The organism is Amycolatopsis echigonensis, from assembly GCF_002846615.1.
GTDB lineage: Bacteria > Actinomycetota > Actinomycetes > Mycobacteriales > Pseudonocardiaceae > Amycolatopsis > Amycolatopsis echigonensis.
In genome coordinates this window covers 4,508,263-4,523,171 of the sequence record NZ_PJMY01000003.1, presented here as the reverse complement: position 1 = coordinate 4,523,171, position 14,909 = coordinate 4,508,263, and the positions used below count along the sequence as shown (strand labels likewise).

Below are 14,909 nucleotides of genomic sequence, written 5' to 3'. Positions count from 1 at the left end.
AGTGTTGAACGTTGACACCATGCCAAGGTCAAGCTCAGCGGAGGGACGATGCGGATCGGGCAGCTGGCCGAGTGCACCGGGACCAGCGAACGGCTTCTGCGGTACTACGAACGCGTCGGGCTGCTGACCGCGGACCGGCTGCCCAACGGCTACCGCGACTACGCCCCGGCCGCCGAGCAGACGGTGCGGCAGATTCGCGCGTTGCTGGCGGCGGGACTGCCGACCAGCTTGATCAAGCGCATGCTGCCGTGCGCCGAAGCGGATGGCTCGTTGCGGCCGTGCCCGGGAGTGCTGGGGGCGCTGCGCACTCAGCTCACCGAACTCGACCGCCGGGCGGAGGACATCGCGCAGGCGCGGCGGACGCTCCGCGCGGCGATCGCGGCGACTGAGCGCGCCAGCTGAACAGGTCAGCTCGGCAACGGTTCCAGCGCGATCCAGTATCGGCGCACCGGACCGTGGCCGGTCTGGCGAAGTCCCTCCAGCACGCCGCCCGCGCGTTCGATCGTCTTGGCGGACGCCAGGTTTTCCTCCGCGCACACCAAGAGCACGCGAGACAGGTCCAGCCGCCGAGCCTCGGCCAGCGTCTGGCTCAGGGCCCAGGAAGCGAGACCACGGCCGCGCGCTGACGGACGAATGCCGAAGCCGAGGTGTCCGGCCCAGCGGACGTACTCGACCGGCCCAGTGCGCAGGGCGATTCCGCCGAGTACCTGTCCGTCCTCGACTAGCCAGCGGCATACCGCGCGGCACCGCGGCAAACAGGCGACCCAGGCGGCGAACCCAGCTGGGGAAACGACTTCGTCCGACGGGGACAGGCCGAAGCCGTCCTCGTGCGAGCCCGGACCCCATTCGGTGTGTGCTTCCAACCAGGCGCGGTGCAGGCGGACGGTCGGGGCCAGCAGTTCGGGCATGACGAGACTCTACCGCCCAAAGGCACCGGAAACCTTGGCGCAGCAAGGAAAACTCAGGCATGCCGCACCCCCAGCACGGGCTGTCCGCCGCGGCCGGAGTTGTACTGCGGCGACCACGGGAACCGGCCCGCGGAGTCGGCGTAGACCAGCTGCCTGGCTTCGATTCCCGCGCCATAGCAGCACACCGCGATGTGCAGGTGTGCCGCGGGCGCGCTGAGCTGGACGATCTCCAGCTTCGGCAACCGGGGCAGCAACCACTGTTCGCCGGGCACCGGCGGGCCGGTGTGCAGCGTCTGTTCGGCCGCGGCGTTGAGCAGCCGCGCCGCGTGGTGCGGCAGCAATCCGGTGACGACCAGCTCCGGCAAGCCCTGCGCGGTCAGGCCCGCGGTGTACGCCCAGGACGGCCGGGAACCCGTTCCCAGCACGCCCTGGACGCACCAGCCGTTCTCCCTGATCTGGTCCAGCACCTCGATCAGGTACCGCTCTTCCTCCGGTCTTTCCGGTTCCTCGCACCTCTGGCACATCGGTGCCCTCCTCCCCTCGGGGACCCGTCACCGGGTCAGGGAAGAGTCAACCGCGCGGCACCGACGAAAAATCAGCGGAGCGAAGCGGCCACCGCGGTGCCGAGCGCGGTTGTGGTAGAGGTTCCGCCGAGGTCGGGGGTGAGCGTTTCGCCCGCGGTCAGCACCTCGTCGACCGAGGCGCGGATCGCTTGTGCGGCAACGGTTTCCCCGAGGTGGTCGAGGAGCATCGCCCCGGCGAGGATCTGGGCGACCGGGTTCGCGATGCCCTGTCCGGCGATGTCCGGAGCACTCCCGTGGACCGCCTCGAACATCGACGGAAACTCACCTGATGGGTTGATGTTTCCCGACGGGGCCATGCCCAGTCCGCCGGTGATCGCGGCCGCGAGGTCGCTCAGGATGTCGCCGAACAGGTTCGACGCCACCACCACGTCGAGCCGGTCCGGGGCCTGCACCATCCGCGCGGCGAGAGCGTCCACATGGCACTGTTCCGCCCGGACGTCCGGGTACCGCGCCGCGACCTCGGCGAAAATCTCGTCCCAGTACGGCATCGAGTGGATCAGCCCGTTGGACTTCGTCGCCGACGTGACGTGCTTCGTCCGCGTGCGCGCGAGATCGAAGGCGTACCGGATGATCCGTTCCACCCCGACCCGCGTGAACACCGACTCCTGCAGCACGAACTCGTCCGGCCGCCCGGCGTTGTGCCGTCCGCCGATCGCCGAGTACTCGCCCTCGGAATTCTCCCGGACGATCACCATTTCCAGCTCGTCGGCCTTCCGCCCGGCCAGCACCGAGGTGGTCCCCGGGAGCAACCGGACCGGCCGCAGGTTGACGTACTGCTGGAAAGCCCGCCGCAACGGGATCAGCAGGCCCCACAACGAAACATGGTCGGCGACGCCGGGGAAACCGACCGCGCCGAGCAGGATTCCGTCGAACCCCGACAGCTGCTCGACACCGTCCTCCGGCATCATCGCGCCGGTCTTCGCGTATCGCTCGCAGCTCCAGTCGAATTCGGTCCACTCCAAGGAGAAGCCGTACTTCTCCGCGGCCGCGTCGAGGACCCGGCGCGCCTCGATCGTGACGTCGACCCCGATGCCGTCGCCCGGGATGCTCGCAATCCGGTGTGTCACAGGTTCACCGCGATGTACTTGGTCTCCAGGAACTCGTCGATGCCGACCGTGCCGCCTTCGCGGCCGAGGCCGGACTGCTTGACGCCGCCGAACGGAGCCGCCGGGTTGGACACGATGCCCTGGTTGAGGCCGATCATGCCTGCCTCCAAGCGTTCCGACACCCGCAGCGCGCGCTTCAGGTCGCTGGTGAACAGGTAGGACACCAGGCCGTATTCGGTGTCGTTGGCCTTCTCGACCGCCTCGTCCTCGGTGTCGAACGGCGTGATCGGCGCGACCGGGCCGAAGATTTCCTCGCTGGCCAGCCGGGCGTCGACCGGCACGTCGGTGAGCACCGTCGCCGGGTAGAAGTGTCCCGGTCCGTCGACCCGCGAGCCGCCAGTGAGCACCCGCGCGCCCTTGTCCGTGGCGTCCTTGACCAGTTCGGTCACCTTCTTCACCGCGGCCTCGTCGATGAGCGGACCGACCACGACGCCTTCATCCGTGCCGCGGCCCATCGGCAGCGCCTGCATCCGCTCGGTGAGCCGGCGGGAGAACTCCTCGGCCACGCCGCGCTGCACGTAGAACCGGTTGGCCGCGGTGCACGCCTCGCCGATGTTGCGCATCTTGGCCTGCATCGCGCCCTCGACCGCGGCGTCCAGGTCCGCGTCGTCGAACACGACGAACGGCGCGTTGCCGCCCAGCTCCATCGACGTGCGCAGCACCTTCTCCGCGCACTGCTCCAGCAGCTTGCGCCCGACCGCGGTCGAACCGGTGAAGGACAGCTTGCGGGCGCGTCCGTCGCGGATCAGCGGCTCCATCACGCCGCCCGCGTCCTTGGTGGTGACGACGTTCAGCACGCCTTCGGGCAGCCCGGCGTCGGCGAGGATCTGGGTGAGCGCGAGCATCGAGAGCGGCGTCTGCGCGGCGGGCTTGATCACCATCGTGCAGCCGGCGGCGACGGCCGGGCCGATCTTGCGCGTGCCCATCGCCATCGGGAAGTTCCACGGCGTGATGAGCAGCGTCGGACCGACCGGCTGGCGCGTGATCAGGAACCGGCCGGAACCGTTCGGGGCCACCGCGTAGCCGCCGTCGATCCGCACGGCCTCCTCGGCGAACCACCGGAAGAACTCGGCGGCGTACGTGATTTCCCCGGCGGCCTCGGCCAGCGGCTTGCCCATTTCCAGGGTCATCAGCAGCGCCAGCTCGTCGCGGCGCTCGATGAGCTTGTCGTACGCCCGGCGCAGGATCTCGCCGCGCTCCCGAGGGGCGACGGCGGCCCAGTCGGCCTGTGCCGCGCACGCCGCGTCGAGCGCCGCGAGACCGTCCTCCGGCCCGGCGTCCGCGACCTGGCACAGCACCTCGCCGGTGGAGGGGTCCTGCACGTCGAAGGTCTTCCCGCTGCGCGCGGAGACCCACTTGCCGCCGATGAAGAGTTCCTTGCCGACCGCGTCGACGACGCCGTTCTCGGTGATCCCGCTCATCCAGGTTGCTCCTGTTCCTGTTGTCCCGAACCCCATGCTATGGATATTGTCAACAATCGACAACCGTCTCCACCCGCATCCAGGAGGGCGCCGCATGGCCCAGCTTTCCCCGCTGCTCAAGCAGGCAACGCCCGTCGTCGTCGACCACGGTGAAGGGGTTTACCTCTACGACGTGGACGGGAAACGTCATCTCGACTTCACCGCGGGCATCGGGGTGACCAGCACCGGGCACTGTCACCCGCGCGTGGTCGAAGCCGCGCGCGAGCAGATCGGCAAACTCGTGCACGGCCAGTACACGACGGTGATGCACCAGCCGCTGCTCGAACTGACCCGCAAGCTCGGCGAAGTGCTGCCGTCCGGGCTCGATTCGCTCTTCTACGCCAACTCCGGCAGCGAGGCCGTGGAGGCAGCGCTGCGGCTGGCCCGGCAGGCGACGAAGCGGCCGAACGTCATCGTCTTCCAGGGAGGTTTCCACGGCCGCACGGTCGCCGCGGCGTCCATGACCACCTCCGGCACGCGGTTCAGCGCGGGCATCTCGCCGCTGATGTCCGGCGTGCACGTCGCGCCGTTCCCGTACGCCTACCACTACGGCTGGGACGAGGAAACGGCGACGAAATTCGCTCTGCGCGAGCTGGACTACCTGTTCCAGACCGTCTCCGCGCCGAACGAGACGGCCGCGTTCTTCATCGAGCCGGTGCTCGGCGAGGGCGGCTACGTCCCGTCCAACACCGAGTTCATGGCCGGACTGCGCGAGCGCGCCGACCGGCACGGGATCCTGCTGGTGCTCGACGAGGTGCAGGCCGGGTTCGGCCGCACCGGCAAGTTCTGGGGCCACGACCACTTCGACGTCCACCCGGACGTCGTGCTGATCGCGAAGGGCCTCGCCAGCGGCTTCCCGCTCTCCGGCATCGCCGCTTCGGAAGAGCTGATGGCGAAGGCGTACCCGGGTTCGCAGGGCGGTACGTACGGCGGCAACGCGGTGTCGTGCGCGGCGGCTATCGCGACGCTCGACGTCATCAAGGACGAAGGCTTGGTCGAGAACGCCGCGGAGCGCGGCCGTCAGCTGCTGGAGGGCGCGCGCCTCATCGCGGACAAGACGCCGGCTATCGGCGACGTACGCGGTCTCGGGCTTCTCGTGGGCACCGAGTTCACCACTGCGGACGGCGAACCCGACACGGCCACGGCGCAGGCCGCGCAGCAGGCAGCCGCGAAGAGCGGGTTGCTGTTGCTCACCTGTGGCGCGTACTCGAACGTCGTGCGCATGGTGCCGCCGCTGGTCGTCAACGCGGAACAGGTCGACGACGCGCTGCGCATCTGGGGCGACGTCGTCACTTCGGTTACGGGGAGCTGAGGCATGGCGCGCTACATCACCATCAGCCTCGACAAGCGCGGCGTCACCTGCCGCGCACGGCTGCTCGACGACGAAGCACCGCGCACCTGCAAGGCAGTGTGGGACGCACTGCCGCAGAGCGGTTCGGCCTACCACGCGAAGTACGCGCGCAACGAGGTCTACACGCTCGTGCCGCCCTTCGCGGAACCCAAGCCGGGCCGCGAGAATCCGACCATCACCCCGATCCCGGGCGATGTTGTCTACTTCGGATTCGAGGCGTGGGAAATCGGCAACCCGGCGTACGGCTACGACGAGGGCAGCGAGGCGCACAGCGACCAGGGTGCCACGGATCTCGCGATTTTCTACGGCCGCAACAACCTCCTGATCAACGGCGACGCGGGCTGGGTGCCCGGCAACGTGTTCGCGACGATCGAGGAAGGCCTGTCCGAGATGGCCGCGGCCGCGCAGGATCTGTGGCTGCGCGGCGTCGAAGGCGAAACGCTGTCGTTCGCGCGCGCGGACTGACGAGTCACCCGGCAAGGGCCGGTTCCTCCACTGCGGAGGGACCGGCCTTTTTCGCGATCCGATCGGGCGGATTGTCCCGCCAGAGTGAAGCCGGGTTAACCCTCCGCGATCATGGACGAGACCCGGATCCCCTGCCGGACAAGGGATCCCGGCCTGTTGATCACCCGGCGGTGTGAACCTCGGGAACTCACCAATCGTGGCTTCGCCTTCACCGGTTCGAGGGGCGACGCCGCCCGGTTGCCGCAGCGCGTTTCTGCTACCCACGGTGATCGGAGCCGGCGCCCGCTACGAACCGTGGCGAAGAGTCCACAGTGCACCCCCGGCGGCAAACACGAAAGCCTTACATGTTTAACATGGGAAGATTCCCCGGCCGCCGATTCCTTGCCAGCACAGGGAAATCCGCGTTTTGACACCGTGAGCGCGCCGGTGGAAATCTGCGTTCGCTCCTCGCGAGAGCACCAAGGAAGAACAATCCGAACAAGGAGCCCCTCAATGCAGATGTTCACCCAGCACGCGCACCACGGCCACGACCTGATCTCGGGTCTGCTCGCGCACCTGGCGCACGTGCTCGGCTGGCTCGTCTGACCGGCACCGAGGATTAACCCAGGGGCCGGCCTGTTGGCGCGGGCCGGTCCCTGCTTGGGTTCTCTCCCTCCTGGCCACGCGCGCGGCGTGGCCTTTTTCGCGCCCGCGTGCGCTAACGTGAAAACTATTCATGGCCAGCTCCGCGGCAGAGCGGCTAGGCTGCGGCCACGACGTACGCGCGCGCACGAGGGAGTGGCATGAGCGAGATCGCAACACAGCTGGCAGGTGCCGTCGGAGCGGGGAACCTGTTGACCGGTGACGCGATTTCCGACGACTACGCGCACGACGAGGCGCTCAGCACGCCGGGCCAGAAACCGGCGTACGTCGCGAAGCCAGCCAGCGCCGAAGAGGTCTCCGCACTGCTGAAGATCGCCGCGGCCGAGGGCATCCCGGTGACCGCGCGCGGGTCCGGCAGCGGGCTGTCCGCCGCGGCACGGCCGGTCGAGGGCGGGCTGGTCGTCTCGTTCGAGCGGATGAATTCGGTGCTCGAGATCGACACCGGCAACCACGTCGCCGTCGTCCAGCCGGGCGTCACGCTGGCCGAACTCGACGCGAAGACCGCCGAGCACGGCCTCACCTACCCGGTTTATCCCGGCGAGCTGAGCGCGAGCGTCGGCGGCACCGTCGGCACCAACGCCGGCGGGATGCGCGCGATCCGCTACGGCATCACCCGGGGCAACGTCTCCGGCCTGCAGGCGGTGCTCGCGACCGGCGAGATCATCCGCACCGGCGGCCGGATGTCGAAGATCTCCAGCGGCTACGACCTCACCCAGCTGATCATCGGCTCCGAGGGCACGCTCGCGCTGGTGACCGAGGTGACCGTGAAGCTGCAGCCCCGGCTGCCGCACGGCGCGACCGTGCTCGCCCCGTTCGACGACTTCGAGCAGGTCATGGCGGCGGTGCCGAAGATCGCCGCGAGCGGTCTCGCCCCGCAGATCCTCGAGTACATCGACAACATGACGATGGCCGCGATGGTCTACAACGACAAGCTCGAGCTGGGCGTCCCGGCGGAAATCCGGGACCGGACCCAGGCGTATCTGGCCGTGGCGCTGGAAAACCGGGTGGCCGACCGGCTCGACGAGGACGTCGAAGCGCTCGGCGAACTGCTCACCGAACTCGGCGCGGTCGACGCGTACGTGCTCGAAGGCGGGGCCGCGCGCAAGCTGATCGAAGCTCGCGAAAAAGCCTTCTGGAACGCCAAAGCCGCGGGCGCGGACGACGTGATCGACGTGGTGGTGCCGAGGACCGCGATGCCGCCCTTCCTGGCCAAAGCACGCGCGCTGGCGATGACGACCGGCGGCGGCGCGATCGGCTGCGGGCACGCCGGCGACGGCAACGTCCACCTGGCGATCTTCTGCAAGGACCCGGACACGCGCTCCCAGTTGCTGACCGACATCTTCGGCTACGCGTACGAACTGGGCGGCGCGATCTCCGGCGAGCACGGCCTCGGCCGCACCAAGACGAAGTACTACGAAAAGCTCGAAAACCCGGCGAAGCTCGATCTGCTGCGCCGGGTCAAGGACAGCTTCGACCCGACCGGGATCCTGAACCCCGGCGTTCTGTTCGCGCGAACCGGAAAGTGAGCACAGTGACCACGCTCAACGGCGCCCAGTCCCTCATCCGCACGCTCGTCGACAGCGGGGTCGACGTGTGCTTCTCCAACCCCGGCACGTCGGAGATGCACTTCGTCGCCGCGCTCGATTCGGTGCCGGAGATGCGCGGCGTGCTCGCACTGTTCGAGGGGGTCGTGACCGGTGCCGCGGACGGGTACGCGCGGGTCGCCGGCAAGCCTGCCGCGACGCTGCTGCACCTCGGTCCGGGTCTGGGGAACGGCCTGGCGAACCTGCACAACGCGCGCCGCGCGCACACGCCGGTGGTCAACGTGATCGGCGACCACGCCACCTATCACAAGCAGTACGACGCCCCGCTGGAGTCGGACATCGACGCCGTCGCGGGCTCGCTCGAAGGCTGGGTGCGCCGGTCCGGGCACACGAAGGACGTCGGCGCGGACGCCGCGGCAGCGGTCGCGGCCGCGCAGGACGCGCCGGGCCGGGTCGCGACGCTGATCCTTCCCGCCGACGCGTCGTGGGGCGAGGGCGGCGAAACGTGCGCGCCGATTCCGCCGCGCGTGCCGCAGACGGTCGACGCGACGACCGTGCAGAAGATCGCGGACGTGCTGCGCAGCGGCGAGCCCGTGGCGTTGCTGATCGGCGGATCCGCTTGCCGCGAAGCCGGTTTGCGCGCGACCAGCCGGATCGTCGCCGCGACCGGGGTGAAGGCGTTCGCCGAAACGTTCCCGGCGCGGCTCGAACGCGGGGCCGGCCTGCCGAACATCGAACGGCTGGGGTATCTCGCCGAACAGGCCAAATACCAGCTGGACGGGATCAAGCACCTGATCGTCGCGGGCACGAAGGCGCCGGTGTCGTTCTTCGCCTACCCCGGCATGCCGAGCGAGCTGACCCCGGAAGGCGCGGACGTCCACGTCCTCGCGACGGTCGGCCAGGACATCCCGGCCGCGCTGGAAGCGGTCGCCGCCTTGGTCGCCGCGGACACCGAACCGGTCCTGCAGGGGCCCGGACGGCCGGAGCTGCCGAGCGGTCCGCTCACCGTGCAGAACTGGGTCGACGTGATCGGTGCGCTGCTGCCGGAGAACGCGATCATCGTGGACGAGGCGAACACGTCCGGGCTCATGCTCCCCGCCGCGACGGCAGGCGCGCCGCGGCACGACGTGCTGACCCTGACCGGCGGCGCGATCGGCTACGGGATGCCGGTGGCGGTCGGCGCGGCGATCGCGGCACCGAAGCGGCCGGTGATCAACCTCGAATCCGACGGCAGCGCGATGTACACGATCTCGGCGCTGTGGACGCAGGCGCGCGAGAACCTCGACGTGACCACGGTGGTGCTCAACAACAACGCGTACGCGATCCTGCGGATGGAGTTGCAGCGCGTCGGTGCGTCCGGGGACGGACCGCGAGCGAAGGACCTGCTGGACATCGGCCGTCCGGACCTGGACTTCGTCAAGATCGCCGAGGGCATGGGCGTTCCGGCCACCCGGGCGACAACCGCGGAGGAACTGGCCGAGCAGTTCCGGCGGGCAGTCGCCGAGCCGGGACCGCATTTGATCGACGCGGCTGTTCCGCCGCTGCTCTGACTCGTGAGTGGCAATCCCGGTTAGAACCGGGATTTCCACTCACGAAGCTCTAGACGCGGGCGAGGTCCGGGCTGGCGGCACGGAACCGCGGCACCACCGCGGTCAACGCCAGCCCGGCCACCGCCGCGACCGCGGCGACCGCGAACGTCGCGCGGAAACCGGCGAGCGACGGCACGGTGAACGAGCCGACGGTGATCGTCAGATGGGCGAGCATCGTGGCCATCACCGCGCTGGAGGTCGAGGTGCCGACGGAACGCATGAGCGAGTTGAGCCCGTTCGCCGACGCCGTTTCGGTGACCGGCACCGCGCTCATGATCAGCGCGGGCATTGCGGCGTAAGCGATTCCGACGCCCGCCCCGATGATCACCGACGCGATGATCAGCTCGATCGCGTTGGCCATCAGGAAAATCGCGAAGAGGTACCCGACCGCGATCACGGTCGCCCCGGTCATGAGCGTGACGCGGGCGCCGTAGCGGTTGGTCAGCCGTGCGGACACCGGGGACAGCGCCATCATCACCAGACCGTTCGGCGCGAGGCAAAGCCCGGCTTGCACCATGCTGAGCCCGAGGCCGTAGCCGGTAACCGACGGCGCCTGCAGCAACTGCGGGAACGACAACGACATCGCGTACATCGCGAAGCCGACCATGACCGACGCGAGGTTCGTGAACAGCACCGGCCGCCGCGCCGAAACGCGCAGATCGACCAGCGGGTCACGGCGGCGCAGCTGATGCCAGCCCCAGGCAGCGAGAACGACCACTGCCGTCGCGGCGAACCCGAGCGTCGCCGGGCTGCCCCAGCCCCACTCGCCGCCCTTGACGATCGGCAGCAACAGGCTGGTGAGGCCGACGATCAACCCGAGCGTGCCAAGGAAATCGAAGGGTGCGGGCGTGCGGACCGGCGATTCCGGAACGAACCGCAGGATCAGCAGCGCACAACCGAGCCCGAGCCCGGCCGCACCCCAGAACAGGACGTGCCAGTCCGCGTGCTCGGCCACGATCGCCGCGACCGGCAGGCCGATCGCGCCGCCGACGCCGAGCGTCGCGCTCATCAGCGAAATCGCGCCGCTGACGCGTTCCGGCGGCAGTTCGTCGCGCATGATGCTGATTCCGAGCGGGATGACGCCCATCGCGCATCCCTGCAGCCCGCGGCCGACGATCATCAGCGCGAGCGAGCTGGTGAGCGCCGAGACCACGGATCCGGCGATCAGCACCGCCAGGCTCACCAGCAGCACGCGGCGCTTGCCGTAAAGATCGCCGAGCCGCCCGGCGACCGGGGTGCACACCGCCGCCGCGAGCAGCGTGACGGTGACGACCCACGACGCGTCCGTCGGCGTGGTGTTCAGCAGTCTCGGGAACGCCGGGATCAACGGGATGACCAGCGTCTGCATGAACGACGCGACCAGCCCGCACGAGGCGAGCACCACGATGATCGGCCCCGAACCCGCCCGCGCCACCACGTCCCCCGCTCCGTATGCCGTACCGGATTCGCACGCTACCGGCCGGGGCGGGCGGAACGGGCGGTTCGTGATCGATCCGACTTACCGGGCTGGTCCGTTTGGCCGAATGCCGGGCTTCAGAGCCATTGTTTGACGCCGCCGTGGCGCGAGCAGGTGCCGGAGCGGTGCTGGCTGTAGCTGTAGCTGCCGTCATTGCACTGGGCGGTCGCGCCGGAGGGGTTCGAGTCCGGGCGGTGGACGCAGTTTCCGGAGGAGTTGCGGTAGTAGTCGGAACCGCAGTCGGCGGGGCCGGGATCCGGCGCGCCCTGATCCGGCACGTCGGCCTGGGACGTCGTGGTCCGCGGAGCGGCCTGGGTCTTGGGCTTGGCCGCCGTGGTCGGCGGGGCGGTCACCGGTGCCGCGATCGACGTCGCCGGTGTCGTTGGCGTGACCCACGTTTCGGGCGCGCTGGAGGTTGTCGGCGGCGGCGAGTACTCGCTCGTGACAGCCGACGGGGCGTTTCCGGCCGGTGCCGCTCCGCATCCGGCGACCAGAACGCCGGCAGCCAATGCCATCCCCAGTTTCCGCAGCATGCGGCACCTCCTCGCGATCCAATGCGAGGAGTCGACAAAGCGCGGAAAACTGTTACAACGGCTCAGCCGTCCGCCGGGCACCACGGGTCTGACGCACGGGCGACCGCCTTCCCGCAGAAACCCTCCAGTTGCGGATCGACCTCGCCGCCCTGAACGCGCAGTACCGCGAGTGGTTTGTCTTGGCGTTGAGCGTGGCGTAGAAGTCGTGTGCGAGGCCTTTCGCGGGCGTGGCAGGGGCGCTCGCGAGCGCGAGATAGTAGTACGGCAGTGCGCGATTACGTTCCCGCGCAACGGAATCCGCGACCTAGCGGGAGACGTCGTCGTCACCGATGATCGTCGCGGTGCTGCCGCATTGCGCGGCTCCGGCGAGGAACGCACCGAAGTCGGGAACGCCTCGCCCGGCGAAGAACGCGTATCCGTCGTAGGAGCAGGTGTCCCGTCCCGCAGCGCCTGCGTTGCCCACAGTCCGGTCGCCGTATCGCAGATGCGCGGGCTGCCCGGCTGCCACGAATGGAGCAAGAATCCGTTGCCGCGAAAAACGTAGAAACAGCGCTTCAGAAATTAGGGAATCAACCGTTCGCCAGGCGCGCGATCGTTCCCAGCATCCTCCGCATGCTGAAGACATGCCCGCCGCTTCCCACGACGAGCAAGCGGTAGCCAGCCCCGAGCACCCCGGGAAACCGGGCTCGGCTCTCGGCTCGGATCAAGGTCTGCCCTTCAGCACCGGGTTCGAGCCGGAAGGTGAGACGGTACTCGGAGAACCGATGACGTCCGGCGAGCGCGAGCAACCTGGGCGGTTCAGCGGCGACGACCCGGAACCCCGGAACAGTCGAGCCCTCGGCGAGGGGACGAGGACCGGTCGCCTTCCAGTCGGCGGCGCCCACCGCCCAGGCGTATCCGGTGGCCACTCGGCCGGAAACCCGGTCGGCGACCTCGTTGACCGCACGCCAGGCGGTCTCGGCGTCAGCGTCCACGACGATCCGATGTTCGTCCAAGACCGGCAGTTGCGGTTCCGTCATCGTCCCCTCCCAACACGGAAACGGGGCCGCCCCGGGGAAATCCCCGGAGCGGCCCCGCCGTCACAAGAGCATGCTCTATTCGTAGATCTCGCCCTTGGCGGCCTTCTCCACCAGCGACTGCGGCGGCTCGAAGTGGCTGCCGTACCGCGCTGCCAGTTCGCGGGCGCGGTCCACGAAGCCCTGCAGGCCGCCCTCGTACTGGTTGATGTACTGGATCACGCCACCGGTCCAGGCCGGGAAGCCGATGCCGAAGATGGACCCGATGTTGGCGTCCGCGATCGAGGTCAGGACGCCCTCGTCGAAGCACTTCACCGTTTCCAGCGCCTCGGCGAAGAGCATGCGCTCCTTGAGGTCCTCGAACGGCACGTCCGCCGAACCCGAGTTGAACGCCTCGCGCAGGCCCGGCCACAGACCGGTGCGCTTGCCGTTCTCGTCGTACTCGTAGAAGCCCGCCCCGCTGCTGCGGCCCTTGCGGTCGTACTTGTCGAGCATCGTGTCGATGACGGCCTCGGACGCGTGCGGCGTCCAGGTGCCGCCCGCGGCCTCGATCGCGGCGCGGGTCTCCTGCCGGATCTTGCGCGGCAGCGTCAGGGTCAGCTCGTCCATCAGCTGCAGCGGCGGCGCCGGGTAACCGGCCTGCGAACCCGCCTGCTCGATCGACGCCGGCTCGACACCCTCGCCCAGCGCGGCGACCGCCTCGTTGATGAAGGTGCCGATGACCCGCGAGGTGAAGAAGCCGCGGCTGTCGTTGACGACGATCGGGGTCTTGCGGATCTGCAGCGTGTAGTCGAAGACCTTGGCCAGCGTGGCAGGCGAAGTCTTCTCGCCGCAGATGATCTCGACCAGCGGCATCTTGTCCACCGGCGAGAAGAAGTGGATCCCGATGAAGTCCTCGGTCCGCTGCACGCCCTCGGCGAGGGTGGTGATCGGCAGCGTCGAGGTGTTGGAACCCAGCACCGCGTCCGCGTTGACGATGTTCTCGATCTCGCCGAACACCTTGTGCTTCAGCTCGACGCTCTCGAACACGGCCTCGATGACGAAGTCGACGCCCGCGAAGTCGGCCGGGTCGGCGGTCGGCTTGATCCGCGCCAGCAGCGCGTCCGACTTCTCCTGCGTGGTCTTGCCGCGCGAGAGCGCCTTCTCCTCGAGCTTGACCGCGTAGCCCTTGCCCTTCTCGGCCGCCTCCTGCGAGACGTCCTTGAGGACCACGTCGATGCCCGCCTTCGCGGACACGTAGGCGATCGCGGCGCCCATCATCCCGGCGCCGAGCACGCCGACCTTCTTGGCGGTGAACTTCTCGAACCCGTCCGGACGCGAACCGCCGGAGTTGATCGTCTGCAGGTCGAAGAAGAACGCCTTGGTCATGTTCTTCGAGACCTGCCCGATGGCCAGGTTCACGAAGTACCGGGTCTCGATCTGGATCGCGGTGTCGAAGTCGACCTGCGAACCCTCGATCGCGGCGGCGAGGATCGCGCGCGGCGCGGGCATCGGCGCGCCCTTGAGCTGCTTGCGCAGATTCGCCGGGAACGCGGGCAGGTTCGCCGCGAAGCTCGGGTTCGACGGGGTGCCGCCCGGGATCTTGTAGCCCTTGACGTCCCACGGCTGCACGCCGCCCTCGGGGTTGGCCTTGATCCACGCCTTCGCCGCGGGCACCAGCTCGTCGACCGTGTCCACGACCTCGTGCACCAGGCCCAGCTCCAGCGCCTTGCGCGGCTTCATCCGCTGACCCTGCAGCAGCACGTTCAGCAGCGCGCTCTGGATGCCGAGCAGCCGCACGGTGCGGACCACGCCGCCGCCGCCGGGGAGCAGGCCCAGGGTGACCTCGGGCAGGCCGATCTGGCTGCCCTTGACGTCGGCCGCGATGCGGTGGTGCGTCGCGAGCGCGAGTTCGAGGCCGCCGCCGAGCGCCGCGCCGTTGATGGCCGCGACGACCGGCTTGCCGAGCTGCTCGAGCCGGCGCATCTGGCCCTTCATCGCGGTGCTGGACGCGGTGATCTCGGCCGCGTGCTCCGGCTTGGCCTGGATCAGGTCGCGCAGGTCGCCGCCGGCGAAGAAGGTCTTCTTCGCCGAGGTCAGCACGACACCGGCGATGTCGTCCTTCTCCGCCTCCAGCCGGTCCACGGTCGCGGCGAGCGACTCGCGGAAGGCCTGGTTCATCGTGTTCGCCGACTGGTCCGGGTCGTCCAGGGTCAGCGTGACGATGCCGTCGGAGTCCTTGTCCCAACGGATGGTCTTGCTCTCGGTCATCTCGA

14 protein-coding genes are annotated in these 14,909 nt (G+C 69.1%); 5 read left to right on the top strand and 9 right to left on the bottom strand.

The window, feature by feature from the left end; translation table 11 throughout:
- Positions 1-48: 48 nt before the first annotated feature.
- On the top strand, positions 49-402 hold the full coding sequence (locus tag ATK30_RS26500) for a MerR family transcriptional regulator (RefSeq protein WP_101437903.1): 354 nt from the start codon (positions 49-51) through the stop codon (positions 400-402).
- Positions 403-407: 5 nt separating this feature from the next.
- Here ATK30_RS26500 and ATK30_RS26495 read toward each other — a convergent pair whose 3' ends face one another.
- The 4 genes from ATK30_RS26495 to ATK30_RS26480 form a co-directional block, all read right to left on the bottom strand.
- The gene (locus ATK30_RS26495; RefSeq protein WP_101437902.1) at positions 408-908 is read right to left on the bottom strand and encodes a GNAT family N-acetyltransferase; all 501 of its coding nucleotides are present in this window, start codon (positions 906-908) and stop codon (positions 408-410) included.
- A gap of 53 nt (positions 909-961) precedes the next feature.
- On the bottom strand, positions 962-1,432 hold the full coding sequence (locus ATK30_RS26490; RefSeq protein ID WP_101437901.1) for a DUF4262 domain-containing protein: 471 nt from the start codon (positions 1,430-1,432) through the stop codon (positions 962-964).
- Between the two features lie 71 nt (positions 1,433-1,503).
- On the bottom strand, positions 1,504-2,559 hold the full coding sequence (locus ATK30_RS26485) for a tartrate dehydrogenase (protein ID WP_101437900.1): 1,056 nt from the start codon (positions 2,557-2,559) through the stop codon (positions 1,504-1,506).
- On the bottom strand, positions 2,556-4,019 hold the full coding sequence (locus ATK30_RS26480; protein WP_101437899.1) for an NAD-dependent succinate-semialdehyde dehydrogenase: 1,464 nt from the start codon (positions 4,017-4,019) through the stop codon (positions 2,556-2,558). Before ATK30_RS26480 ends, ATK30_RS26485 begins: the two co-directional genes overlap by 4 nt.
- A gap of 94 nt (positions 4,020-4,113) precedes the next feature.
- On the opposite strand from ATK30_RS26480, the gene ATK30_RS26475 reads away from it, so the two are divergent.
- The 4 genes from ATK30_RS26475 to ATK30_RS26460 all read left to right on the top strand — a co-directional run bounded on the left by ATK30_RS26475 (position 4,114) and on the right by ATK30_RS26460 (position 9,610).
- On the top strand, positions 4,114-5,370 hold the full coding sequence (locus ATK30_RS26475; protein WP_101437898.1) for an aspartate aminotransferase family protein: 1,257 nt from the start codon (positions 4,114-4,116) through the stop codon (positions 5,368-5,370).
- Positions 5,371-5,373: 3 nt separating this feature from the next.
- A complete protein-coding gene (locus ATK30_RS26470; RefSeq protein ID WP_009082826.1) occupies positions 5,374-5,874 on the top strand; it encodes a DUF3830 family protein in 501 nt (166 codons plus the stop codon).
- A 782-nt stretch (positions 5,875-6,656) separates the two neighbouring features.
- Positions 6,657-8,042: an FAD-binding oxidoreductase gene (locus tag ATK30_RS26465; protein WP_101437897.1), complete on the top strand. Its 1,386-nt coding sequence runs from the start codon at positions 6,657-6,659 to the stop codon at positions 8,040-8,042.
- A 5-nt stretch (positions 8,043-8,047) separates the two neighbouring features.
- Complete coding sequence (locus ATK30_RS26460; RefSeq protein ID WP_101437896.1) at positions 8,048-9,610, top strand: acetolactate synthase large subunit; 1,563 nt, start codon at positions 8,048-8,050, stop codon at positions 9,608-9,610.
- 49 nt (positions 9,611-9,659) lie between these two features.
- On the opposite strand, the gene ATK30_RS26455 is transcribed toward ATK30_RS26460, so the two are convergent.
- The 5 genes from ATK30_RS26455 to ATK30_RS26435 all read right to left on the bottom strand — a co-directional run bounded on the left by ATK30_RS26455 (position 9,660) and on the right by ATK30_RS26435 (position 14,904).
- Positions 9,660-11,138 carry an MFS transporter gene (locus ATK30_RS26455; protein ID WP_341867392.1) on the bottom strand — a complete coding sequence of 493 codons (1,479 nt, stop codon included), beginning with the start codon at positions 11,136-11,138 and terminating at the stop codon, positions 9,660-9,662.
- Between the two features lie 44 nt (positions 11,139-11,182).
- On the bottom strand, positions 11,183-11,638 hold the full coding sequence (locus ATK30_RS26450; RefSeq protein ID WP_101437894.1) for a DUF3761 domain-containing protein: 456 nt from the start codon (positions 11,636-11,638) through the stop codon (positions 11,183-11,185).
- 304 nt (positions 11,639-11,942) lie between these two features.
- Positions 11,943-12,146 carry a hypothetical protein gene (locus ATK30_RS46365; protein ID WP_244194734.1) on the bottom strand — a complete coding sequence of 68 codons (204 nt, stop codon included), beginning with the start codon at positions 12,144-12,146 and terminating at the stop codon, positions 11,943-11,945.
- Positions 12,147-12,207: 61 nt separating this feature from the next.
- Positions 12,208-12,657, bottom strand: a complete 450-nt coding sequence (locus ATK30_RS26440) for an SRPBCC family protein (protein ID WP_101437893.1) — start codon at positions 12,655-12,657, stop codon at positions 12,208-12,210.
- Between the two features lie 75 nt (positions 12,658-12,732).
- Positions 12,733-14,904 (bottom strand): 3-hydroxyacyl-CoA dehydrogenase NAD-binding domain-containing protein, encoded by a 2,172-nt coding sequence (locus ATK30_RS26435; protein ID WP_101437892.1) that lies wholly within the window; start codon positions 14,902-14,904, stop codon positions 12,733-12,735.
- Between the last annotated feature and the right edge of the window lie 5 nt (positions 14,905-14,909).

Excerpts from the sequence above, each read along its gene's own strand:
- ATK30_RS26470 (WP_009082826.1), top strand. The coding sequence starts at position 5,374 with ATGGCGCGCTACATCACCATCAGCCTCGACAAGCGCGGCGTCACCTGC.
- ATK30_RS26450 (WP_101437894.1), bottom strand. The coding sequence starts at position 11,638 with ATGCTGCGGAAACTGGGGATGGCATTGGCTGCCGGCGTTCTGGTCGCC.
- ATK30_RS26465 (WP_101437897.1), top strand. The coding sequence starts at position 6,657 with ATGAGCGAGATCGCAACACAGCTGGCAGGTGCCGTCGGAGCGGGGAAC.
- ATK30_RS26435 (WP_101437892.1), bottom strand. The coding sequence starts at position 14,904 with ATGACCGAGAGCAAGACCATCCGTTGGGACAAGGACTCCGACGGCATC.
- ATK30_RS26480 (WP_101437899.1), bottom strand. The coding sequence starts at position 4,019 with ATGAGCGGGATCACCGAGAACGGCGTCGTCGACGCGGTCGGCAAGGAA.
- ATK30_RS26440 (WP_101437893.1), bottom strand. The coding sequence starts at position 12,657 with ATGACGGAACCGCAACTGCCGGTCTTGGACGAACATCGGATCGTCGTG.
- ATK30_RS26495 (WP_101437902.1), bottom strand. The coding sequence starts at position 908 with ATGCCCGAACTGCTGGCCCCGACCGTCCGCCTGCACCGCGCCTGGTTG.
- ATK30_RS26475 (WP_101437898.1), top strand. The coding sequence starts at position 4,114 with ATGGCCCAGCTTTCCCCGCTGCTCAAGCAGGCAACGCCCGTCGTCGTC.
- ATK30_RS26500 (WP_101437903.1), top strand. The coding sequence starts at position 49 with ATGCGGATCGGGCAGCTGGCCGAGTGCACCGGGACCAGCGAACGGCTT.
- ATK30_RS26490 (WP_101437901.1), bottom strand. The coding sequence starts at position 1,432 with ATGTGCCAGAGGTGCGAGGAACCGGAAAGACCGGAGGAAGAGCGGTAC.